The organism is Mycobacterium intracellulare ATCC 13950 (assembly GCF_000277125.1).
GTDB classification, from domain to species: Bacteria; Actinomycetota; Actinomycetes; order Mycobacteriales; family Mycobacteriaceae; genus Mycobacterium; species Mycobacterium intracellulare.
The window spans coordinates 3,792,048-3,812,265 of sequence record NC_016946.1 but is presented as its reverse complement, the minus strand read 5'-3'; the positions used below and the strand labels follow the sequence as shown (position 1 = coordinate 3,812,265).

Sequence of the window (20,218 nt, the reverse complement as noted above, 5' to 3'; positions counted from 1 at the left end):
CGGGGTAGTCAGCCGCAATGGCCGGTCTCCTGGGGCGACTGTGGCTCACGGCGTGGCACAAGGCGCTGTCCTCGCCCCTCCTCACGCTCAACGGCTACGTCGCCTTCGACTTGCCGCGCACCGTAACCGCGTTGGGCACATCGCTGCTCATGGGCCTGGTGGCGGTGCACGCCTACTTGGCGGCCACCCGGCCCGGCCTGCCGCTGTATTTCTGGGTGTATCTGGCCGCGCTGATCGCCGCCTGCCTGGCCGTCGCCGCAGCGATGGCGTTTGCCGCCAAACCCCTTGTGCCGCAAGCGGGCTGGTACGCCGGGAGCCTGGTGTGCGCGGCCTTTTTGGTGATCTATCTGGTCAGCCGGTTTGTCAGCCTGCCGGGTCTGGTGGCGGTGACCGGGCGGTGGGACCTGGCCCCGGGAACGTTTGCCATGGCGTTCGCCGGGGCCTTCATCGCCGTGCACACCACCGTCCTGTCCGGCATCAACGTGGCGTATCCGCAACGACAGAACTGGCGCGACTGAACGGTGACGACATGACAGTGCTCGACTATCCGGCGTGGCTGCGCATCGACCACTGGCTCAATGTCCTTTTTCTGACGCTGGTGATCCGCAGCGGCATCGAGATCCTGTCCACGCACCCGAAGCTGTACTGGCACGACGACAGCAGGCCCGGCAGCGAGTGGGCGCGCTTCACGGTCAAGGAAATGCCGGTCAACAAGCTCTACGACACCCTCGACGAGGAGGAGGACTACAGCTCGCTGTTCTCGTTGCCCGGCCACAAGAAACTCGGCATGGGCCGCCACTGGCACTTCTTCTCGGTGATCGGCTGGATCCTCGTCGGCCTCTCGTATTACATCCTGCTGTTCGCCACCGGGCAGTGGCACCGGTACTGGCCGGCGTCGTGGTCGATCTTCGGTGAGGCGTGGAACGACATCGTCACCTACATGAGTTTCAACCTGCCGCCGCTGCTGCCGGGCGAGCCACTGGATGCCATCCAGAAGCTGACCTACGCCGGGGTCATCTTCGTGCTGGCGCCGTTCCAGATCCTGACGGGCGCCGCGCAGTCACCGGCCATCGAGGCCGCGTTCCCCTGGTATGTGCGCATGTGGGGCGGCCGGCAATGGGCGCGCAGCCTGCACTTCCTCGGCCTGATCGCGTTTGTGGTGTTCATCGTCATCCACCTGTCGATGATCTTCTTCTGGAGTTGGGGCCAGCTCACCGCGTCGATGATCTTCGGTTCCGTGCGCAACATCGGTTGGGCCACCGCCCTGTCGCTGGTGATCATCGCGGCCATCGTCGCCGTCCACGTCGCGGCGACGGTGTGGAGCCTGCGCCGGCCCGTTCAGGTACGCCGCGTGCTCGGCGCCGTGGTCACCCGCGCCCGCAAAATCCTGTTGCGGCCGCTGAATTCGAGGCAGAACTACCCCGAGCGGATGACGTCCAAGGAGCACCGGGTCAACGGCAAGCCGCCGACCAGCGCCGAGTACAAGGTGATGGCCGTGCACAACTTCGTCGATTGGCGCGTGCGGGTGGGCGGGCTGGTGGAAAACCCGGTGACGCTGGACCTCGACGCGCTGCGCGGCCTGGCCGAGCAGCAATCGCAACGCGTGATGCACAACTGCGTGCAGGGGTGGACCAGCATCGGCCAGTGGAGCGGAATTCCGCTGGCCCAACTCGCCGATCATGTGCGTCCGCTCCCGCAGGCGAAGTACATCTGCTTTTTGACCATGCAGGACACCGGCCGCGACGAGCCCAGCGCGGAGGGGGAGGGCCAGTTCTACGAGGTGATCGATCTCGAACTCGCCTACAAGCCACAGACGTTGCTGGCCTACGAGATGAACGGGAAGCCGCTGCCCATCAAGCACGGGGCGCCGCTGCGGCTGCGGGTGGAGACCCAGGTCGGTTTCAAGATGGCGAAGTGGATCAACCAGATCGAGTTCATCGACGACTACTCCGGCATCGGCCACGGCCTTGGGGGCTGGCGCGAGGACAACGTCCACTACGACAAGGACGTGGAGATCTGACATGCCCGACCCTTCGGCAACGCGTCCCGAGCTGATCGACCTGCAAAGCGTTGAGCGCGAACGAGTTTCAGAGCTGGTGGCCGTCAAGGGCGGACACTGTGCCGGCTGCGGCGGCAGGGACTTCGCCGTCGGGCACGCGCTGTATCTCGGGTTCTTGTTCCTCGACGAGGACGACGACGCCTTCATGGTGGCGTTGACGTGCCGCAACGACGACTGTCCGGCCCCGCGCACCGGAATCGTATTGGCCGCCAACGAGTTTTTGTCCGACTACCGGGAGATCTCCGACGTCGAGGACATCGCGAGCCGCGCCAGGGCGAGACAGGCTAGCGCAACGTGGGGTGGCTCGGGGTATCGGTGAACCGCGGCCGGGCGAGATCGAACCTCTCGATCAACTCCGACACGGAACGCAGGTCGCCACACAGGGATTGGAACCGTCGTTCGGCGGGCTCGTCGAGCACGCCCAGGCAACTGTAGTGCACCAACCGCCGGAACCGCCCGGCGAGCGCTGCCCCCCAACGGATTCCGAAGTCGTAGGCCCGCCCTTCGGGCACGTCGTCGAGCCGCGCGAGCTCTTTGAGCGCCGCGATCTGCTCCTCGAGCAGCTCGAAGTCGTCATCGATGCCGATCGGCTCGGGCCGCCGCGCTGTCGTGCTCACCTGACCTCCCTCACAGCCGTGGCTTCGCCACGCTGATCACGTGGGGCTGGCCGCGCAGGGTCAGATACACCCGCTTGGGGCCGATCGCCATCCCGGACAGCGGCGCCGAAGCGACCGGGCCCGACGGCAATCCCGCCCGGTAGTCGAGGGTGCGGATCACCCGGATGGTCCCGTTCGGAAAGCCGGTGAAGCTCGCGGTTTCCAGCACCGTCACGTCGCGGTCGGTGGCCGCGTAGATGCGCGTGTCGTCGGTGCCCAGATAGCGAATCGGCGATGACAGTTCGGTTCGGGCCAGCACCTCGAGCCCGTCCCCGCCGCGACGCGAGTCGACCGCGTACAGCACCTTGTCGTCGCGCCCGGCCACATAGTTGCGGGTGACCTGGGTTCCGTCGCCCGCCCACACGGCAACGGCCATCGGAAGCGAGCCGCGTTCTTCGGGCGGCGACGTGGGCCCCTTGTAATAGCGGATGCCCGAGGCGCCGTAGAGGTGGTACTCGATTTGCCGCCCGCGGTTGGACCCGTCGATCGTGTCGGCCGGATCCCCGGCGTAGGTGGCCGTCGGCAGCTTGCGGAACCCGTACTGGTCCACCGGCGTCACCGACGAACCGTCCGCGGCGAGCGCCAGCAACACCCGCATGCCGGCGTCCTCGGCCAGGTAGGAAGGGGCGGGGCCGGCGTCGATTTCGGCGACCGGCCGCAGGGTCGCGATGTCGACGACGGCGACCTTGCCGCGCTCCGGCTGCGGCACGAAGACGTGGCGGTCGTCCTTCTGGCTGATCTGCAGGTTGCGCCCGGACCCCATCGGGGCCGACAGCCGGGTATGGGCGGTGCCCGGCCCGGCGTAGCCGATCGCGGCCAGCCGGTGATCGTCGGTGAGGCCCAGCAACTCGTGGTCGTGATAGGACCAGACCGGGTCATGCAGGGCCGCGTCGATGGTCGCCACGCTGACCGCCGGCGCGCTCTCCAGCGAGGACCCGGGCGCCGAACATCCCGCTACCGCCACGACTCCGGCGGCCGCCGCGACCGACCATCGTCGCAACCTTCGCCGCTGACCGCTCCCGATGGCCACGATCGGTGCCATCCTTTCGCCGTTTCGCCCGTCCGGGCTGTACCCCGGCGGGCGGCCCGTTACACCTGCGAGAGGGCGCGACGGGATCGCCGCCTACAGTATCGGCCGCCCGCCCGTGACGGCCACCCGCGCCCCGGAGATGTAGCTCGCGTCGTCGGAGGCCAGCAGCACGTAGAGCGGGGCGAGTTCGGCGGGCTGGCCGGCACGCCCCAGCGGCACGTTGTCGCCGAAGGACTCCACGCTGTCCGGCGGCATCGTCGACGGGATCAGCGGCGTCCAAATCGGACCCGGCGCCACGCTGTTGACCCGAATCCCCTTCTCGCCCAACAGCTGAGCCAAGCTGGCGGAGAAATTGGCGATCGCCGCCTTGGTCGCCGCGTAGGGCGCCAGGGCCGGATTGGGGCTGTCGGAGTTCACCGACGAGCTGCCGATGATCGACGAGCCGGCGTTCAGGTAGGGCAGGGCCGCCTTCGCGAGGTAGAAATACGCGCCCACGTTGAGCCGGAAGGTGTAATCCCACTCCTCGTCGCTGATCTCGTCCAGGCTCTTGCGCATCATCTGATACGCGGCGTTGTTGACCAGGATGTCCACGCCGCCCAATTCCTGCACCGCCCGGTCCACGACGGCGCGGCAGTGGGCGGCGTCGGAGAGGTCACCGGGCACCAGCACGCACTTGCGTCCGGCGTTGGTGACGTAGCGGGCCACGTCGCGCGCGTCGTCGTCCTCGTTGAGGTACGCGATCAGCACGTCGGCGCCCTCGCGCGCGAAGGCGATCGCGACCGCACGCCCGATGCCGCTGTCGCCGCCGGTGATGATCGCCTTTTTGCCGAGGAGTTTTCCCGAGCCCTGGTAAGTGTTTTCACCACAATCGGGAATTGGATCCATCTCGGCCTGCACGCCCGGGACGGATTGTTGTTGCGCGGTAAAGCCCATCTGATTTCCTTTGCCTCGCTCGAAAGTTGGCCATGCATTGGAGAAGCGGGCCCGGGCAAACGCCCGCGCCGCTTCCCGCTTTACGATTCGCGACGGGTCGGGCCGGCGGTCGGAACGTCCGGATCGTCGTCGGCCGGCGGCTCCGGGTCCCGCCACTCCTCGCTACGGCTGGACCGATTGCCGCGGACCGTGCCTTCCAGTTCGTGCTTGAGCTCGTCGTCTTCCCGTGAGCTGTGCTTGGAGTTGCCACGTTGCACGCGATCGCCCCCTTCGCGGATGTCTCGGCCTGTGCTCAGAACGCCTTCGCGCACCGGTTACCCGGCGGCGCACGGCTTAATCGGGGCGCGCGGCGGGTGTTAGCGGTGATGCGGGTGTTGTGTTCTGTTACCAAAGATGTCGTCGGCGAAAACACCCGCATTTCACCAGCTAATGGACCCGATTATTGGCGTGCGGCGCGGGTAGATGTTTAAAGCCGGAGCCGCATGGCTATTTCGCTGCGTATATCTGCATGCCCTTGACGGGGGGCGTTTGTGTGCGACGAAAGGAATGAAGAATGAAGGTCACCAAGACGGCCATTAAGACAGTTGCCGCCGCCGGGATTGCGGCCGCGGGCGTTTTCGCCGCGGCGCCGGCTTTGGCTTCGCCGCCGCCCAACATTCAGGGATTCGGCACCAGCGAACAGCTCGTGGACGGCGCCCTGATCACTAATTACACCGTGAGCAACCTGCAGCCGAGCAATGTCACCATCCCGGGCTACACGCCCAAGGGCACGCTCTACCAGGCGGACATCAGCGCCCGGTCGGAGGCCGGCCTCGTGACCCCGATGGTCAACGACTTCATCGCCCGCGGACCCAACGGTCAGAATTACCGGGTGATCGACAAGGTCGGGACCCCGAACGGGCTCAGCCCCGCGCCGATCCCGCAGGGCAGCGAGTCGACCGGCACGCTGTACTTCGACGTGACCGGCGCGCCCCCCAACGGCGTCGTCTACAACGACGGCATGCAAGACGTCCTGATCTGGACGTCGAACATGGAGGGCGGCTCCGCGTCCGGGACGATCAACAGCCCGGCGCCCGGCGCGCCGAACAGCCCGGCACCCGGTGCCCCGCCGGCGCCGGCGCCCAGCGCCTGATCCGGCCGGCAAAACTCCCCGCACCCCCGTGGTGCGGGGAGTTTTTGCGTCCCGACGAATCGGGCGCGGGTGAACCGGGTACCCGGCATTCATGAGTAACCCGGACCACAGGCCGGCGAGCGTGCGCAAACAAGCGCAACGCAACGCCGAGCGAACGCGAGCGGCGATGGACGAGCGGCGCAGCGAACACAGCGGCGGGCTGAGCGGCTGGGTCGCCGAGCGCGCCGGCCGCTGGGATCTGTCCGGCCAGGACGAGGCCGCCCTGCAGCGACAGAAGTATTTGTGGAATGTGCTGGTGGACTATTGGTTTCGGATGGAGATCGACGGCTGGGAGAACATTCCGGAAGCACCGCCGGCGCTGCTGGTCGGGATCCACTCCGGGGCCCCGTTCGTGTGGGACGCCTGGACGGTTGGTCTGCAATGGTGGCGACGGTTCGGCCAGGACCGGCCGCTGCACGGCACCGCCCATGACGCGTTGATGGCAATCCCGTTGTTCGGGCGCTACTTCCGGTCGATGGGGGTGCTCCCGGCCGCCCCGGACGCGATCGCCACCGCCCTGGCCGAAGGGCGTGACGTCGCGCTGTGGCCGGGTGGGGAAGTGGACTCGCTGCGCCCATGGACGGAGCGCGATCGGGCCAACCTCGCCGGGCGGACGGGCTTCGTCAAGATGGCGATCCGGGCCGGGGTGCCGATCGTGCCCATCGCCACCGTCGGCGGGGCCGACGCGATGCCCGTGCTGATCCGCGGCGACCGGCTGTCAAAAGCCTTGCAACTGGACCGGTTACTGCGGCTCAAGGTGTTCCCGCTGGCGATCTCGCTGCCGTGGGGGATCGCCCCGGCGGCGCTGCCCCAACTGCCGCTGCCGGCCAAGATCAGGACGCGCTTCATGCCCGCCGTGGAACTCGACCACGACCCCGCGCGGGCGGACGACGAGGAATACATCGACCGCAAATACCACGAAGTGCAGGATTCCATCCAGGAGGGCATGGACGCGCTGGCGCGCAAGCGCGCCTTCCCGTTCTTCGGGTGACGGCCGCGAAAACCGTTGCGGCCACGTCGATGAGGGCGTCGTGGATCAGGTTGCCCGCGTGGGTGTCAGCGCCGGATCGGCGAGCACCCACTCCGGTTGCGGGGGCGTGGGCGCCCGGTAACCGACCCCGCGGACGGTGCCGATCATGAATTCGTGCCGGGTGCCGAGCTTGGCGCGCAGTCGCCGGATGTGGACGTCGACCGTGCGGGCCCGGCTGTTGCTGTCATAGCCGCACGCCTCCCGCATCAATCGGGTGCGCGTGAAGGCCTGGCCGGCATGCAGCACAAGGAAACTCAGCAATCTGAACTCGGTCAGGGTCAGAGTCAGGTCGTGGCCGTCCAGCGACGCGGTGAAGCTCGCCGGGTGCAGGCGGAGGTCGCCGAACTTCAAGATGCCGTCGGCGGTGCCGCGGCGGCGGCCGACCGCCAGCCGCAACCGCGCCCGCAGCTCGTCCGCGCCGGTGCCGGGCAGCATCACGTCGTCGAAATTGCCATCGGTGTCGACCGCGGCGCAATCCGCCGGCCTCACCAGGGCCACCACCGCGGTAGCGGGATTCTGCGCCGCCAGTCGGCGGCTAACCGCCTGGGCCGCAGGCATGTTGCTGCGCGCGTCGACGATCGCCACGTCGGCGGTGGCGCAATGACCGTCGGTGTGGGCGGTCAGCGCCACGCGCGCCGGGAGCGCGAACGTGGTCAAATCCGGTAAGGCCGATTCGAAATCAGCCTCGTCGGTGAGCACCACAATGTCCATCGACCTGTCCAACGACATCTCCAAACCTCGTGAGGTCCCTGCGTTCCCCCCGGTCCGTAGGCGCCTCCCGCGAGATGTCTGGCAGCGCTAGGGCTGTTTACCCACTCGGCCGAAAACTATGCAAAGCTATGCAAACTCAGGCCGGCGCGCTGGAGAAAGTCGATGGGCCCGGCCCATTTTCATGGACCGGACCCATCTTTCCCATCAAGCTACTGGTTGGACTTCTGGCGCTCCTCGGCCGCCTCGGCGCCGCCACGCGCGGCTTCCGCCTCGGCTTCCTTCTTCGCCGCGTCACGCTGCGCTTCGGCCTTGTCCTGCTGCGCCTGGCCTTCACGGGTCAGGTCATCGCGACCGGCCACCGCGCCTACGGCCTCCTTGGCCTTACCCTTGACGTCCTCGACGACGCCCTTCACCGCTTCAGCGGGTCCCGACTTGTTTTCTTCCGCCATGGATCCGTTCCTCCTCGTTGGCGTACTGTGAGCGATCCACGCTCAACGATCGCGAGCGATCGATCCGGTCATACGGCGAACCCGGTCCTCATTGCTCGAGACCGCATATGTCACCGCGTTGTAGCGGGTTCCCCTGCCGTCGGCGGCTCAAACGCAGCGCCGGGCGTCGGAACATTCGGTACCGGCAGGCTCGAAAATCGCTCCCGCACGCCAACTGTGCGCATAATGCACCCCACCGACGCCCCGTTGTGCTGCGATGAGGCAGGATGTGAAATGCCGTTCCGGATGAGATCGCCCGGGATGGCACTCTCATGCGAGGAGTCTGATGACGGAGTCCAGGGAGCCCCACGTCGCCGGCCCGGCGGCTCCGAGGCAGGAGCCCACGAACGGACTGGCTTCCGGCCAGGCGCTGACCCGGGCCAGGTATTCGCGAGTGCTACTCAAGCTCGGCGGCGAAATGTTCGGCGGCGGGCAGGTCGGCTTGGATCCCGACGTCGTGGCGCTGGTGGCGCAGCAGATCGCCGAGGTGGTCCGCGGCGGCGTCCAGGTCGCCGTCGTGATCGGCGGGGGCAACTTCTTCCGGGGGGCGCAGCTGCAGCAGCGCGGCATGGAACGCACCCGTTCGGACTACATGGGCATGCTGGGCACCGTCATGAACAGCCTCGCGCTGCAAGACTTTCTGGAGAAGGAAGGCATCGTCACCCGCGTCCAGACCGCGATCACCATGGGTCAGGTCGCCGAGCCCTACCTGCCCCTGCGCGCCGTACGCCACCTGGAAAAGGGGCGCGTGGTGATCTTCGGTGCCGGCATGGGCCTGCCGTACTTCTCCACCGACACCACCGCCGCACAGCGGGCGCTCGAGATCGGCGCCGAGGTGGTGTTGATGGCCAAGGCCGTCGATGGCGTCTTCTCCGCGGACCCGCGGCAGTATCCCGAGGCCGAGCTGATCACCGCGATCAGTCATCGCGAGGTCATCGACCGCGGGCTACGAGTGGCCGATGCCACCGCATTCAGCCTGTGCATGGACAATGGCATGCCGATCCTGGTGTTCAACCTGCTGACCAATGGCAATATCGCCCGGGCGGTCGCTGGTGAGAAAATCGGGACTCTGGTCACCACCTGATGAGGAGCGGCGCAGATGATTGACGAGGCTCTCTTCGACGCTGAAGAGAAAATGGAGAAGGCGGTAGCGGTCGCCCGCGACGACTTGTCGACCATCCGGACCGGGCGCGCCAATCCCGGCATGTTCTCGCGGATCGTGATCGATTACTACGGCGCCGCCACCCCCATCACGCAGCTGGCGAGCATCAACGTCCCCGAGGCGCGCCTGGTGGTGATCAAGCCCTACGAGGCGAGCCAGGTGGGCGCGATCGAGACGGCGATCCGCAACTCCGACCTGGGCGTGAATCCCACCAACGACGGCACCCTGATCCGCGTGGCGGTCCCGCAGCTCACCGAGGAACGCCGCCGCGAGCTGGTCAAACAGGCCAAGAGCAAGGGGGAGGACGCCAAGGTCTCGGTGCGCAACATCCGCCGCAAGGCGATGGAGGAGCTGCACCGCATCCGCAAGGACGGCGAGGCCGGCGAGGACGAGGTCGGCCGGGCCGAAAAGGACCTGGACAAGACCACGCACCAGTACACCACCCAGATCGAAGAGTTGGTCAAGCACAAAGAAGGCGAGCTGCTGGAGGTCTAGCGACCACTCGGCAGCTAAGTTGACTCAGGCCCGTGGCTACCCCAGATCCCGGCGCAGGCACCCCGCCCGACGAGCCCGGCGCCGCAGCCCAGCCGGAGCCTGCGTTCACGGCGATGCCGCCGCCCGCGAAGAAGACCTCGCGGGCCGGCCGCGACCTGCGCGCCGCGATCGCGGTGGGCGCCGGTATCGGCGGCGCTTTGGTCGTCACGCTGGTGTTCGCCCCCCGCTTCTGGGTCCCGATCGTCGCGATGGCCATCCTGGTCGCCACCCACGAGGTGGTGCGGCGGCTGCGTGAAGCCGGATTCGTCATTCCGGTCACCCCGTTGCTGGCCGGCGGGCAGCTCACGGTGTGGCTGACCTGGCCGTTCCACGCCGCCGGCGCGCTGGCTGGGTTCGGCGTCACCGTGGTGGCGTGCCTGTTTTGGCGATTGTTCATGCAGGACAACCGCACACCGCCCGAACCCGCCGGTGGGTCCCCGTCGCCGTCCTACCTGCGCGACGCGTCCGCCACTATTTTCCTGGCCGCGTGGGTGCCGCTGTTCGCGTCGTTTGCCGCGTTGCTGGTGTATCCCGCCGACGGCGCGGGGCGGGTGTTCTGCCTGATGATCACGGTGGTCGCGTCGGACGTGGGCGGCTACGCCGTCGGCGTGTTGTTCGGCAAGCACCCGATGGTCCCGGCGATCAGCCCGAAGAAGTCCTGGGAGGGGCTCGCCGGTTCGCTCGTCCTGGGCATCACCGCGGCGACCCTGACCGCGACCTTCCTCGCCGGCAAACCGCCGTGGGTGGGCGCGCTGCTGGGTCTGGTGCTGGTGCTGACCTGCACGCTCGGCGATCTGGTGGAATCACAGATCAAGCGCGACCTCGGCATCAAGGACATGGGCCGGCTGCTGCCCGGCCACGGCGGACTGATGGACCGCCTCGACGGAGTCCTGCCGTCGGCGGTCGCGGCGTGGACGGTGCTGACGCTCGTTCCCTAGGTCGGCCCGACGTGACCGATACTGGACAGGTCATGGTCCAACAACTGGTGTTCTCCGAGCCGCGACCCGGCAAGCCGCCGCGGCACCTGGCCGATCTCGACGCGGACGGCCGCGCCGCCGCCGTCGCCGAGCTGGGGCTGCCGGCCTTTCGCGCCAAGCAGCTGGCGCATCAGTACTACGGGCGGCTGATCGCCGACCCGCGGCAGATGACCGACCTGCCGGCCGGGCTGCGCGACGCGATCGCCGACACGATGTTCCCGATCCTGCTCACCGCGGTCTCCGAGGTGGCCTGCGACGCCGGCGAGACGCGAAAGACGTTGTGGCGGGCCCTCGATGGGGTCACCGTGGAGTCGGTGTTGATGCGCTATCCGCAGCGCAACACGGTGTGCATCTCGTCGCAGGCCGGCTGCGGCATGGCGTGTCCGTTCTGCGCGACGGGCCAGGGCGGGTTGAGCCGCAACCTGTCGACGGCCGAGATTCTCGAGCAGGTGCGCGCCGCCGCCGCGGTGCTGCGCGACGACTTCGGCCCCCCCAGTCAGCGGCTGTCCAACGTGGTCTTCATGGGCATGGGGGAGCCGTTGGCCAACTACGCCCGGGTGGTCGCCGCGGTGCGGCGCATCATCGCCGCGCCGCCCCACGGGTTCGGCATTTCGGCCCGTTCGGTGACGGTGTCGACGGTCGGCCTGGCGCCCGCGATCCGCAAACTCGCCGACGAAGGGCTCGCGGTGACCCTGGCGCTGTCGCTGCACGCGCCCGACGACGAACTGCGCGACACGCTGGTGCCGGTCAACAACCGGTGGAAGATCGCCGAGGCGCTCGACGCCGCACGGTATTACGCCGACGTCACCGGCCGGCGGGTATCGGTGGAGTACGCGCTGATCCGTGACGTCAACGACCAGCCGTGGCGGGCGGACCTGTTGGGGCAGCGGCTGCATCGCGCGCTGGGGCCGTTGGTGCACGTCAACCTGATCCCGCTGAACCCGACGCCGGGCAGCGAGTGGGATGCGAGCCCGAAGGCGGTCGAGCGCGAGTTCGTGCGGCGGGTCCGCGCCAAGGGCGTGTCCTGCACGGTCCGCGACACCCGCGGCCGCGAGATCAGCGCCGCGTGCGGCCAGCTGGCCTTCGAGAACCGGTAGCTCGCTGGGGGCGGATGAACCGGACTACGGGCTGTCCCGTCGAGTAAGGCATGACTCCAGTAATGAGGTGTGCCATGAGGATTCGCTTGTCAGCCCTGAACAAAGCGTTTGCCGCGGCGCTGGTCGTCGCCGCGATGATGGTCGGCGTGGCCAGCGGACCACGCGCGCAGGCCGCCGACGACCGATTGCAGTTCACCGCGACGACCCTGAGCGGTGCACCCTTCAGTGGCGCCAGTTTGCAGGGCAAGCCGGCGGTGCTGTGGTTCTGGACGCCGTGGTGCCCGTACTGCAACGCAGAGGCCCCCGGCGTCAGCCAGGTCGCGGCCGCCAACCCCGGCGTCGCTTTCGTCGGCATCGCGGCGCACGCGGACGTGGGTGCGATGCAGGGCTTCGTCTCCAAGTACAACCTGAATTTCACCACCCTCAACGACACCGACGGCGCCATCTGGGCCCGCTACAACGTCCCCTGGCAGCCCGCCTACGTGTTCTACCGTGCGGACGGCAGCTCGACCTTCGTCAACAACCCGACCTCGGCGATGTCACAGCAGGAGCTCTCCGACCGGGTCTCCGCGCTGAAGTCCTGACCAAATGGACCAGGGTCTGGTCGGCCTGGCCTTCGCCGCCGGATTGGTGGCCGCGCTGAATCCGTGTGGGTTTGCCATGCTGCCCGCCTACCTGTTGCTGGTGGTGCGCGGCCGGCGACCCGGCGAACGCTCCGGGGTGGCCGCCACCGGGCGGGCGCTGGCGGCCACCGTCGGGATGGCGCTGGGCTTCTTGACGGTGTTCGGCGTGTTCGGCGCGCTGACCGTGTCGGCGGCCACGACCGTGCAGCGCTACCTGCCATACGCCACCGCGCTGGTCGGCGTGGTGTTGATCGTGCTCGGTGCCTGGCTGCTGTCGGGTCGGGAACTGTCGGCCCTGGCCTCGCGGCCGCTGGGGCCGAGGTGGGCCCCCACGGTGCGGCTGGGCTCCATGTACGGCTACGGCATCAGCTACGCGGTCGCCTCGCTGTCGTGCACCATCGGACCGTTCCTGGCCGTCACCGCAGCCGGCCTGCGCGGGGGATCGATCGTCACCGGCGTGGCGATCTACCTCTCCTACAGCGCGGGGCTGACCCTGGTCGTCGGTGTGCTCGCCGTCGCCGCCGCGACGGCGAGCACCGCGATGGTGGACCGGCTGCGCCGAATCCTGCCGTTCGTCAACCGGATCGGTGGCGCGCTGCTGGTGCTGGTCGGGCTGTACGTGGCCTACTACGGCAGCTACGAGGTGCGCCTGTTCGGCGCAAACGCCAACCCGCGGGACGCGGTGATCACCGCGGTCGGTCGTCTGCAGGGTGCGACTGCCGGCTGGGTGCACCAGCACGGAATATGGCCGTGGCTGGTGGCCATGCTCGCGTTGGCGGTCGTCGTGATCGGCGGCGCCTGGCATCGCCGGGTGAAACGCCAGGGCAAACGGGGAGCGGCTACCTGATCCAGCCGCGCCGGCGGCCCCACAGGTCGCGGATCAGGACGACGAGGACCAGGGCTGCGAAGCCGATCAGGAACCAGTCCTCGATGTGGCCGACGTGGTTGCCGCGCAGCATTGCCAGCAACAGCCCGAAGATGCACAGGCCGACGATGTGCCAGGTCCGGTGATTGATCCGGCTCCAACCCCACGCCGCCGACGGCACCTCGACGGAGTCGACGCCGGTGAAGTGTTCGACCTCGGTACTGGCCACGGCGAATCCCTTTCGGATCGGATCGGCTTGCTGAACCCAAATTCTGGCATAAGGCCGCGCCGCGGACGCGGCCGCATCGTGGCCCCCGTCCGGGCCGGGCGGCACAATGAATGGGTGACCAACCCGACGACCGACGGGCAAACCCCGGACCGCGTGCGCGTGCTGGTGCTGGGCAGCACCGGCTCCATCGGCACCCAGGCGCTGGACGTCATCGCGGCCAATCCGGACCGCTTCGAAGTGGTCGGCCTGGCCGCGGGTGGGGCGAACCTGGACACGCTGTTGCACCAGCGCGCCGCCACCGGTGTGACCAACATCGCGGTCGCCGACGAAGCGGCGGCGCGGCGGGCCGGCGACATCCCCTTTGCCGGGCCCGAGGCCGTGACCCGGCTGGTCCAGGAGACCGAGGCCGACGTCGTCCTCAACGCGCTGGTGGGGGCGCTGGGCCTGCGGCCCACCCTGGCCGCGCTGGAGTCGGGCGCCCGGTTGGCGCTGGCCAACAAGGAATCGCTGATCGCCGGCGGTCCGCTGGTGCTCAAGGCCGCCAAGCCCGGCCAGATCGTGCCGGTCGACTCCGAACATTCCGCGCTGGCCCAGTGCCTGCGCGGCGGGACCCCCGACGAAGTCGCCAAGCTGGTGCTGACCGCGTCCGGCGGCCCGTTCCGCGGCTGGACCGCCGCCCAACTCGAGGACGTCACCCCCGGGCAAGCCGGCGCCCACCCGACGTGGTCGATGGGCCCGATGAACACGCTGAACTCGGCCTCGCTGGTCAACAAGGGGCTCGAGCTCATCGAGACCCACCTGCTGTTCGGCCTTCCCTATGACCGCATCGAGGTGGTCGTGCACCCCCAGTCGATTGTTCATTCGATGGTCACCTTCGTCGACGGCTCGACCCTCGCCCAGGCCAGCCCGCCGGACATGAGGCTGCCGATCGCGCTGGCCCTCGGCTGGCCACGCCGGGTGCCCGGCGCGGCCGCCTCCTGCGACTTCAGCACGGCGTCTAGCTGGGAATTCGAGCCCCTGGACAACGACGTCTTTCCCGCCGTCGAGTTGGCCCGGCACGCCGGGCAGACCGGCGGCTGCATGACCGCGGTCTACAACGCCGCCAACGAGGAGGCGGCGCAGGCGTTCCTGGCGGGCCGCATCGGGTTCGGTGCCATCGTCAAAACCATCGCCGACGTGCTGCACGCCGCCGACCAATGGGCCGTCTCACCCGCTAACGTGGATGAGGTACTCGACGCGCAGCGCTGGGCACGGGAGCGGGCGCAGCGTGTCGTCGCACAGGCGCAGCCCGCCAACTTATCGGTCAAAGCCTCCGGAGCGGTGTGAGAAAGGTCCTCGCAGCCTAATGATGTTCGTCATCGGCATTGTGCTGTTCGCACTGGCCATCCTGATCTCGGTGGCCCTGCACGAGTGCGGCCATATGTGGGTTGCGCGCGCCACCGGCATGAAGGTGCGGCGCTACTTCGTCGGCTTCGGCCCCACGCTGTGGTCGACCCGCCGCGGCGAGACCGAGTACGGCCTCAAGGCCGTGCCGCTGGGCGGATTCTGCGACATCGCCGGCATGACCTCCGTGGAGGAGCTGGCGCCCGACGAGACCGACCGCGCCATGTTCAAGCAGGCGGTCTGGAAGCGCATCGCGGTGCTGTTCGCCGGGCCCGCCGCGAACTTCGTCATCTGCCTGGTGCTGCTCTACGGCATCGCGCTGGTGTGGGGCCTGCCCGACCTGCACCCGCCCACCAAGGCGGTGGTCGGCGAAACCGCTTGTGTGGCACCGGAAGTGGCGCCCGGCAAGATCGCGGACTGCACCGGGCCCGGGCCGGCGGCACTCGCCGGAATCCGTCCCGGCGACGTCATCGTCAAGGTGGGCGACACCCCGGTGTCGACCTTCGAGGAGATGGCCGCGGCCATCCGCAAGGTGCACGGCAACACCCCGATCGTCGCCGAGCGGGACGGCACCGCCATCACCACGTATGTCAACGTCACGCCCACGCAGCGCTACCTGACCACCGGGCCCGACGGGCAGGGCGCTCAACCGCAAGCCTCGACGGTCGGCGCCATCGGCGTCGGCGCCGTCCGGACCGGCCCGACGCACTACGGGGTGCTCTCGGCGATCCCGGGCAGTCTGGCGTTCGCCGGGGACCTGACCGTCGAGGTGGGCAAGGCGCTCGTGACGATTCCCACCAAGGTCGGTGCGCTGGTGCACGCCATCGGCGGTGGCCAGCGCGACCCGCAGACGCCGATGAGCGTGGTCGGAGCCAGCATCATCGGCGGCGACACCGTCGACCACGGACTGTGGGTGGCGTTCTGGTTCTTTCTGGCCCAGCTGAACCTCATCCTGGGCGCGATCAACCTGGTGCCGCTGCTGCCCTTCGACGGCGGGCACATCGGGATCGCGATGTTCGAAAAGGTCCGCAACCTGATCCGCTCGGCCCGGGGCATGGTCGCGGCCGCGCCGGTGAATTACCTCAAGCTCATGCCGGCGACGTACGTCGTGCTGGTGTTCGTGGTCGGCTACATGCTGCTGACCGTGACCGCCGATCTGGTCAACCCGATCAGGCTGTTTCAGTAGGAGAACTCATGTCCGTTGGCCTGGGCATGCCGGACGCCCCGGCGCCCACGCTCGCACCCCGGCGCAAGACGCGCCAATTGATGGTGCGCGACGTCGGGGTCGGCAGCGACCACCCGATCTCGGTGCAGTCGATGTGCACCACCAAGACCCACGACGTCAACACCACGCTGCAGCAGATCGCCGAGCTGACCGCGGCCGGCTGCGACATCGTCCGCGTGGCCTGCCCGCGTCAGGAGGACGCCGACGCGCTGGCCGAGATCGCCCGGCACAGCCAGATCCCGGTGATCGCCGACATCCACTTCCAGCCGAAGTACATCTTCGCCGCGATCGACGCGGGATGCGCCGCGGTGCGGGTGAACCCGGGCAACATCAAGGAATTCGACGGCCGCGTCGGCGAGGTCGCCAAGGCCGCCGGCGCCGCCGGCGTCCCCATCCGCATCGGGGTCAACGCGGGCTCGCTGGACAAGCGGTTCCTGCAGAAGTACGGCAAGGCCACCCCCGAGGCGCTGGTCGAGTCCGCGCTCTGGGAGGCCTCGCTGTTCGAGGAACACGGCTTCGGCGACATCAAGATCAGCGTCAAGCACAACGACCCGGTGGTGATGGTCGCCGCGTACGAGCAACTGGCCGAGCGGTGCGACTATCCGCTGCACCTCGGCGTCACCGAGGCCGGCCCCGCGTTCCAGGGCACCATCAAGTCCGCGGTCGCGTTCGGCGCGCTGCTGTCGCGCGGGATCGGCGACACCATCCGGGTGTCGCTGTCGGCGCCGCCGGTCGAAGAGGTCAAGGTCGGCATCCAGATCCTCGAGTCGCTGAACCTGCGCCCGCGCGGGCTCGAGATCGTGTCCTGCCCGTCGTGCGGCCGCGCGCAGGTCGACGTCTACACCCTGGCCAACGCCGTCTCGGCGGGCCTCGACGGCCTCGACGTCCCGCTGCGCGTCGCCGTGATGGGCTGCGTGGTCAACGGTCCGGGCGAGGCCCGCGAGGCCGACCTCGGCGTCGCATCGGGAAATGGCAAGGGGCAGATCTTCGTTCGCGGCGAGGTGATCAAGACCGTGCCCGAGGCGCAGATCGTCGAGACCTTGATCGAGGAAGCGATGCGCATCGCCGCCGAGATGGGCGGCGATCACGGACCGGACACAACATCGAGCGGTTCGCCGGTTGTGACCGTAAGCTGATAAACGCCAGCGCCCTGGCCCTGAGATCGCACCACAGAGAGTTCGCCACATGTCGGCTCCGCCCCTTTTCCGCCTGGTCGGCGAGCGTCGGGTGTCCGTGGTGCGTGATGCGGCGGCGGTCTGGCGGGTTCTCGAGGACGATCCCGTCGCCTCGTGCATGGTCGCGGCCCGGGTGGCCGACCACGGCATCGACCCCAATTCCATCGGCGGGGAACTGTGGACGCTGCGCGGCGCCGAGCAATCGCTGTGCTTCGCCGGCGCCAACCTGATCCCGCTGCGCGGCGCCCCGGCCGACCTGAGCGCGTTCGCCGACGAGGCCATGCGCGGGACGCGGCGCTGCTCGTCGCTGGTCGGCAGGGCCGACCTGGTGATGCCGATGTGGGAGCGGCTCGAGGGGGCGTGGGGGCCGGCCCGCGACGTGCGCGACCGCCAGCCGCTGCTGGCGTTGTCCACCCACCCGAGCTGCGACATCGACACCGCGGTGCGCCAGGTCCGGCCCGAGGAGCTGGACGCCTACCTGGTGGCGGCCGTCGACATGTTCATCGGCGAGGTGGGCGTCGACCCGCGGATCGGGGATGGCGGTCGCGGCTACCGGCGGCGGGTGGCCAGCCTCATCTCGGCCGGTCGCGCCTGGGCGCGGTTCGAGCACGGCCAGGTCGTCTTCAAGGCCGAGGTGGGCTCGCAGTCGCCGGGGGTCGGCCAGATCCAGGGGGTGTGGGTGCACCCGGAGTGGCGCGGCCTGGGCCTGGGCACCGCCGGGACCGCGACGGTCGCGGCGGTGATCGTCGGCAGCGGACGGACGGCCAGCCTCTACGTCAACGACTTCAACGCGGTGGCGCGCGCGGCCTACGCCCGCGTCGGCTTCGCCGAGATCGGCACCTTCGCGACGGTGCTGCTCGACTAGTTGTGCTCCCCGGCAGCGGCCGCCGCCCGGCTGGGCGGGCGCCGGCCGGCGAACGCCCGGCTGCCCGGGCGCTCGGCATCGGGGCGAGCTGCCACGACCACGCATAACGGTTCGGTCTCGGTGTGGCGGCGCCGCAGTTCACGCCGCAGCTCATAACATCAGCACCGATGGTAACTAGAACAACAGTGGCCTCATCCGTTTCAGGCCTGCTGCTCGTCGCGGTCATCGCGCTGTCCGGGTGCACGCCCCGGCCCGACGGCCCGGGCCCGGCCGCGGAGAAGTTCTTCCGCGCCCTCGCCGTCGGCGACACCGCGACGGCCGCCCAGCTCAGCGACAACCCCAACGAGGCGCGCGAAGCGCTCAACGCCGCCTGGTCCGGCCTGCAGGCGACCCACCTCGACGCGCAGGTCCTCAACGCCAAGTACGCCGAGGACACCGGCACGGTCGGCTATCGCTTCGCCTGGCACCTGCCCAAGAACCGCGTCTGGAGCTACGACGGCCAGCTGAGGATGGCGCGCGACGAGGGCCGCTGGCGGGTGCGCTGGACCACCACGGCTCTGCACGCCAAACTGGGCGAGCACCAGACGTTCGCGCTGCGCGCGGATCGGCCGCGCCGCGCCTCGGTGAACGAACTCGGCGGCAGCGACGTGCTGGTGCCCGGCTACGTGTACCACTACACGCTGGACGCCACCCAGGCCGGACCCGCGCTGTTCGGTACGGCGCACGCGGTGGTCGACGTACTGCACCCGTTCAACGACACGCTCAACGACCCGCAGCTGCTCGCCGAGCAGGCCAGCTCGACACCCCACCCGGTCGACCTCGGCGTCACGCTGCACCCCGACGACAACGACAAAGTGTTCCCGGCGATCGGCCGGCTGCCCGGCATCGTGGTCACGCCCCAGCCCGAAATGCTGCCCACCGACCCGCATTTCGCGCCCGCGGTCGTCGCCGCGGTGAAGAAGGCCGTGGTGGACCAGCTGGACGGCGAGGCCGGCTGGCGGGTGGTGAGCGTCAACCAGAACGGCGTCGAGGTCGAGGTGCTGCACGAGGTCGAGGGATCACCGGCCCCCTCGGTGTCGCTCACGATGGACCGCGCGGTGCAGAACGCCGCCCAGCATGCGGTGGACACCCGCGGCGGCAAGGCGATGATCGTGGTGATCAAGCCCTCGACCGGGGAGATCCTCGCGATCGCCCAGAACGCGGGCGCCGACGCCGACGGCCTGCCGGCCACCACCGGGCTGTTCCCGCCCGGGTCGACGTTCAAGATGGTCACCGCCGGCGCGGCGGTCGAACGCGACATGGCCACGCCCAACACCATGCTGGGCTGCCCGGGCCGCCTCGACATCGGGCACCGCACCGTCCCCAACTACGGGGGCTTCGACCTCGGGGTGGTGCCGATGTCGCGGGCGTTCGCCAGTTCGTGCAACACCACCTTCGCCGAGCTCAGCAGCAAGATGCCCCCGCGCGGCCTGACCCAGGCGGCCTCCCGCTACGGGCTCGGGCTGGATTACCAGATCGACGGCATCACCACGGTGACCGGCTCGGTGCCGCCGACGGTCGACCTCGCCGAGCGCACCGAGGACGGCTTCGGCCAGGGCAAGGTGCTGGCCAGTCCGTTCGGCATGGCCCTGGTGGCGGCGACGGTCGCGGCCGGCAAGACGCCGGTACCGCAACTGATCGCGGGCCGCCAGACGGCCGTGCAGGGCGACGCCACGCCGATCAGCCCGAAGATGATCGACGCACTGCGGCCCATGATGCGGCTGGTGGTGACCAACGGGACCGCCAAGGAGATCGCCGGCTGCGGCGAGGTGTACGGGAAGACCGGTGAGGCCGAGTTCCCGGGCGGGTCGCATTCCTGGTTCGCCGGCTACCGCGGCGATCTGGCGTTCGCGGCGCTGATCGTCGGGGGTGGCAGCTCGGAGTACGCCGTCCGGATGACCAAGGTGATGCTCGAGTCGCTGCCGCCGGACTTTCTGGCCTAGCAGTCCTACGGGCCCGGTCCGCT

Annotated in this window: 23 protein-coding genes; 16 read left to right on the top strand and 7 right to left on the bottom strand. The window is 69.0% G+C overall.

The features are described 5' to 3' along the window. Nucleotides 1-17: 17 nt before the first annotated feature. From OCU_RS42355 to OCU_RS42345, 3 genes are read left to right on the top strand one after another with little or no spacing between them, the layout of a single operon-like run. A complete protein-coding gene (locus OCU_RS42355) occupies nucleotides 18-518 on the top strand; it encodes a hypothetical protein (protein WP_009952696.1) in 501 nt (166 codons plus the stop codon). Nucleotides 519-529: 11 nt separating this feature from the next. Further along, nucleotides 530-2,020, top strand: coding sequence for a molybdopterin-dependent oxidoreductase (locus OCU_RS42350; RefSeq protein ID WP_014380685.1), 1,491 nt, complete (start codon nucleotides 530-532; stop codon nucleotides 2,018-2,020). 1 nt (nucleotide 2,021) lies between these two features. Further along, nucleotides 2,022-2,378 (top strand): hypothetical protein, encoded by a 357-nt coding sequence (locus tag OCU_RS42345; RefSeq protein ID WP_009952693.1) that lies wholly within the window; start codon nucleotides 2,022-2,024, stop codon nucleotides 2,376-2,378. On the opposite strand, the gene OCU_RS42340 is transcribed toward OCU_RS42345, so the two are convergent. From OCU_RS42340 to OCU_RS51430, 4 genes are all read right to left on the bottom strand, one after another. Then, complete coding sequence (locus OCU_RS42340; RefSeq protein WP_009952692.1) at nucleotides 2,344-2,676, bottom strand: hypothetical protein; 333 nt, start codon at nucleotides 2,674-2,676, stop codon at nucleotides 2,344-2,346. The genes OCU_RS42345 and OCU_RS42340 overlap by 35 nt on opposite strands. 10 nt (nucleotides 2,677-2,686) lie before the next feature. Continuing rightward, nucleotides 2,687-3,757, bottom strand: coding sequence for a YncE family protein (locus OCU_RS42335; protein ID WP_009952691.1), 1,071 nt, complete (start codon nucleotides 3,755-3,757; stop codon nucleotides 2,687-2,689). 81 nt (nucleotides 3,758-3,838) lie between these two features. Continuing rightward, entirely contained in the window at nucleotides 3,839-4,678 is an 840-nt protein-coding gene (locus OCU_RS42330) for an SDR family oxidoreductase (protein WP_009952689.1), read from the bottom strand. An 80-nt stretch (nucleotides 4,679-4,758) separates the two neighbouring features. Further along, complete coding sequence (locus tag OCU_RS51430; RefSeq protein WP_020188525.1) at nucleotides 4,759-4,935, bottom strand: hypothetical protein; 177 nt, start codon at nucleotides 4,933-4,935, stop codon at nucleotides 4,759-4,761. 296 nt (nucleotides 4,936-5,231) lie between these two features. Here OCU_RS51430 and OCU_RS42325 point away from each other — a divergent pair, with 296 nt between their 5' ends. Together OCU_RS42325 and OCU_RS42320 are read left to right on the top strand one after the other, a co-directional pair. Continuing rightward, the gene (locus OCU_RS42325; RefSeq protein ID WP_008258797.1) at nucleotides 5,232-5,810 is read left to right on the top strand and encodes an MPT63 family protein; all 579 of its coding nucleotides are present in this window, start codon (nucleotides 5,232-5,234) and stop codon (nucleotides 5,808-5,810) included. 91 nt (nucleotides 5,811-5,901) lie between these two features. Next, entirely contained in the window at nucleotides 5,902-6,840 is a 939-nt protein-coding gene (locus OCU_RS42320) for a lysophospholipid acyltransferase family protein (protein WP_020188526.1), read from the top strand. A gap of 45 nt (nucleotides 6,841-6,885) precedes the next feature. On the opposite strand, the gene OCU_RS42315 is transcribed toward OCU_RS42320, so the two are convergent. Then, nucleotides 6,886-7,608: a winged helix-turn-helix transcriptional regulator gene (locus OCU_RS42315; protein ID WP_008258794.1), complete on the bottom strand. Its 723-nt coding sequence runs from the start codon at nucleotides 7,606-7,608 to the stop codon at nucleotides 6,886-6,888. A gap of 191 nt (nucleotides 7,609-7,799) precedes the next feature. After that, nucleotides 7,800-8,039 (bottom strand): microaggregate-binding protein 1, encoded by a 240-nt coding sequence (gene mbp1 / locus OCU_RS42310; protein ID WP_008258793.1) that lies wholly within the window; start codon nucleotides 8,037-8,039, stop codon nucleotides 7,800-7,802. Nucleotides 8,040-8,364: 325 nt separating this feature from the next. Between mbp1 and pyrH the strand changes: the two genes are divergently transcribed. From pyrH to OCU_RS42280, 6 genes are all read left to right on the top strand, one after another. After that, nucleotides 8,365-9,162, top strand: coding sequence for a UMP kinase (gene pyrH / locus OCU_RS42305; RefSeq protein WP_014712070.1), 798 nt, complete (start codon nucleotides 8,365-8,367; stop codon nucleotides 9,160-9,162). 15 nt (nucleotides 9,163-9,177) lie between these two features. Beyond that, on the top strand, nucleotides 9,178-9,735 hold the full coding sequence (frr, locus tag OCU_RS42300) for a ribosome recycling factor (RefSeq protein WP_008258791.1): 558 nt from the start codon (nucleotides 9,178-9,180) through the stop codon (nucleotides 9,733-9,735). A 32-nt stretch (nucleotides 9,736-9,767) separates the two neighbouring features. Then, nucleotides 9,768-10,712: a phosphatidate cytidylyltransferase gene (locus OCU_RS42295; protein ID WP_029384172.1), complete on the top strand. Its 945-nt coding sequence runs from the start codon at nucleotides 9,768-9,770 to the stop codon at nucleotides 10,710-10,712. A gap of 32 nt (nucleotides 10,713-10,744) precedes the next feature. Further along, nucleotides 10,745-11,848 carry a 23S rRNA (adenine(2503)-C(2))-methyltransferase RlmN gene (gene rlmN, locus OCU_RS42290; RefSeq protein WP_008258789.1) on the top strand — a complete coding sequence of 368 codons (1,104 nt, stop codon included), beginning with the start codon at nucleotides 10,745-10,747 and terminating at the stop codon, nucleotides 11,846-11,848. A gap of 74 nt (nucleotides 11,849-11,922) precedes the next feature. Continuing rightward, a complete protein-coding gene (locus OCU_RS42285) occupies nucleotides 11,923-12,432 on the top strand; it encodes a protein disulfide oxidoreductase (RefSeq protein WP_009952684.1) in 510 nt (169 codons plus the stop codon). Between the two features lie 4 nt (nucleotides 12,433-12,436). Beyond that, entirely contained in the window at nucleotides 12,437-13,318 is an 882-nt protein-coding gene (locus tag OCU_RS42280) for a cytochrome c biogenesis CcdA family protein (RefSeq protein WP_009952683.1), read from the top strand. Here OCU_RS42280 and OCU_RS42275 read toward each other — a convergent pair. After that, the gene (locus OCU_RS42275) at nucleotides 13,311-13,565 is read right to left on the bottom strand and encodes a DUF2631 domain-containing protein (RefSeq protein WP_036390065.1); all 255 of its coding nucleotides are present in this window, start codon (nucleotides 13,563-13,565) and stop codon (nucleotides 13,311-13,313) included. The genes OCU_RS42280 and OCU_RS42275 overlap by 8 nt on opposite strands. Before the next feature lie 114 nt (nucleotides 13,566-13,679). Here OCU_RS42275 and dxr point away from each other — a divergent pair, with 114 nt between their 5' ends. From dxr to OCU_RS42250, 5 genes are all read left to right on the top strand, one after another. Beyond that, nucleotides 13,680-14,891, top strand: coding sequence for a 1-deoxy-D-xylulose-5-phosphate reductoisomerase (dxr, locus tag OCU_RS42270; RefSeq protein ID WP_009952681.1), 1,212 nt, complete (start codon nucleotides 13,680-13,682; stop codon nucleotides 14,889-14,891). 19 nt (nucleotides 14,892-14,910) lie between these two features. Continuing rightward, nucleotides 14,911-16,134, top strand: coding sequence for a M50 family metallopeptidase (locus OCU_RS42265; protein WP_014380682.1), 1,224 nt, complete (start codon nucleotides 14,911-14,913; stop codon nucleotides 16,132-16,134). A gap of 8 nt (nucleotides 16,135-16,142) precedes the next feature. After that, on the top strand, nucleotides 16,143-17,309 hold the full coding sequence (ispG, locus tag OCU_RS42260) for a flavodoxin-dependent (E)-4-hydroxy-3-methylbut-2-enyl-diphosphate synthase (protein ID WP_014380681.1): 1,167 nt from the start codon (nucleotides 16,143-16,145) through the stop codon (nucleotides 17,307-17,309). A 49-nt stretch (nucleotides 17,310-17,358) separates the two neighbouring features. Next, complete coding sequence (locus OCU_RS42255) at nucleotides 17,359-18,213, top strand: GNAT family N-acetyltransferase (RefSeq protein ID WP_009952679.1); 855 nt, start codon at nucleotides 17,359-17,361, stop codon at nucleotides 18,211-18,213. Nucleotides 18,214-18,380: 167 nt separating this feature from the next. Next, nucleotides 18,381-20,195 (top strand): penicillin-binding transpeptidase domain-containing protein, encoded by a 1,815-nt coding sequence (locus OCU_RS42250; RefSeq protein ID WP_009952678.1) that lies wholly within the window; start codon nucleotides 18,381-18,383, stop codon nucleotides 20,193-20,195. Nucleotides 20,196-20,218: the final 23 nt, after the last annotated feature.

Excerpts from the sequence above, each read along its gene's own strand:
- OCU_RS42330 (WP_009952689.1), bottom strand. The coding sequence starts at position 4,678 with ATGGGCTTTACCGCGCAACAACAATCCGTCCCGGGCGTGCAGGCCGAG.
- rlmN (WP_008258789.1), top strand. The coding sequence starts at position 10,745 with ATGGTCCAACAACTGGTGTTCTCCGAGCCGCGACCCGGCAAGCCGCCG.
- OCU_RS42350 (WP_014380685.1), top strand. The coding sequence starts at position 530 with ATGACAGTGCTCGACTATCCGGCGTGGCTGCGCATCGACCACTGGCTC.
- mbp1 (WP_008258793.1), bottom strand. The coding sequence starts at position 8,039 with ATGGCGGAAGAAAACAAGTCGGGACCCGCTGAAGCGGTGAAGGGCGTC.
- OCU_RS42280 (WP_009952683.1), top strand. The coding sequence starts at position 12,437 with ATGGACCAGGGTCTGGTCGGCCTGGCCTTCGCCGCCGGATTGGTGGCC.
- OCU_RS42320 (WP_020188526.1), top strand. The coding sequence starts at position 5,902 with ATGAGTAACCCGGACCACAGGCCGGCGAGCGTGCGCAAACAAGCGCAA.
- OCU_RS42285 (WP_009952684.1), top strand. The coding sequence starts at position 11,923 with ATGAGGATTCGCTTGTCAGCCCTGAACAAAGCGTTTGCCGCGGCGCTG.
- frr (WP_008258791.1), top strand. The coding sequence starts at position 9,178 with ATGATTGACGAGGCTCTCTTCGACGCTGAAGAGAAAATGGAGAAGGCG.
- OCU_RS42335 (WP_009952691.1), bottom strand. The coding sequence starts at position 3,757 with ATGGCACCGATCGTGGCCATCGGGAGCGGTCAGCGGCGAAGGTTGCGA.
- OCU_RS42250 (WP_009952678.1), top strand. The coding sequence starts at position 18,381 with ATGGTAACTAGAACAACAGTGGCCTCATCCGTTTCAGGCCTGCTGCTC.
- OCU_RS42315 (WP_008258794.1), bottom strand. The coding sequence starts at position 7,608 with ATGTCGTTGGACAGGTCGATGGACATTGTGGTGCTCACCGACGAGGCT.
- OCU_RS42325 (WP_008258797.1), top strand. The coding sequence starts at position 5,232 with ATGAAGGTCACCAAGACGGCCATTAAGACAGTTGCCGCCGCCGGGATT.
- OCU_RS42355 (WP_009952696.1), top strand. The coding sequence starts at position 18 with ATGGCCGGTCTCCTGGGGCGACTGTGGCTCACGGCGTGGCACAAGGCG.
- ispG (WP_014380681.1), top strand. The coding sequence starts at position 16,143 with ATGTCCGTTGGCCTGGGCATGCCGGACGCCCCGGCGCCCACGCTCGCA.
- OCU_RS42345 (WP_009952693.1), top strand. The coding sequence starts at position 2,022 with ATGCCCGACCCTTCGGCAACGCGTCCCGAGCTGATCGACCTGCAAAGC.
- OCU_RS42265 (WP_014380682.1), top strand. The coding sequence starts at position 14,911 with ATGATGTTCGTCATCGGCATTGTGCTGTTCGCACTGGCCATCCTGATC.
- OCU_RS42255 (WP_009952679.1), top strand. The coding sequence starts at position 17,359 with ATGTCGGCTCCGCCCCTTTTCCGCCTGGTCGGCGAGCGTCGGGTGTCC.
- pyrH (WP_014712070.1), top strand. The coding sequence starts at position 8,365 with ATGACGGAGTCCAGGGAGCCCCACGTCGCCGGCCCGGCGGCTCCGAGG.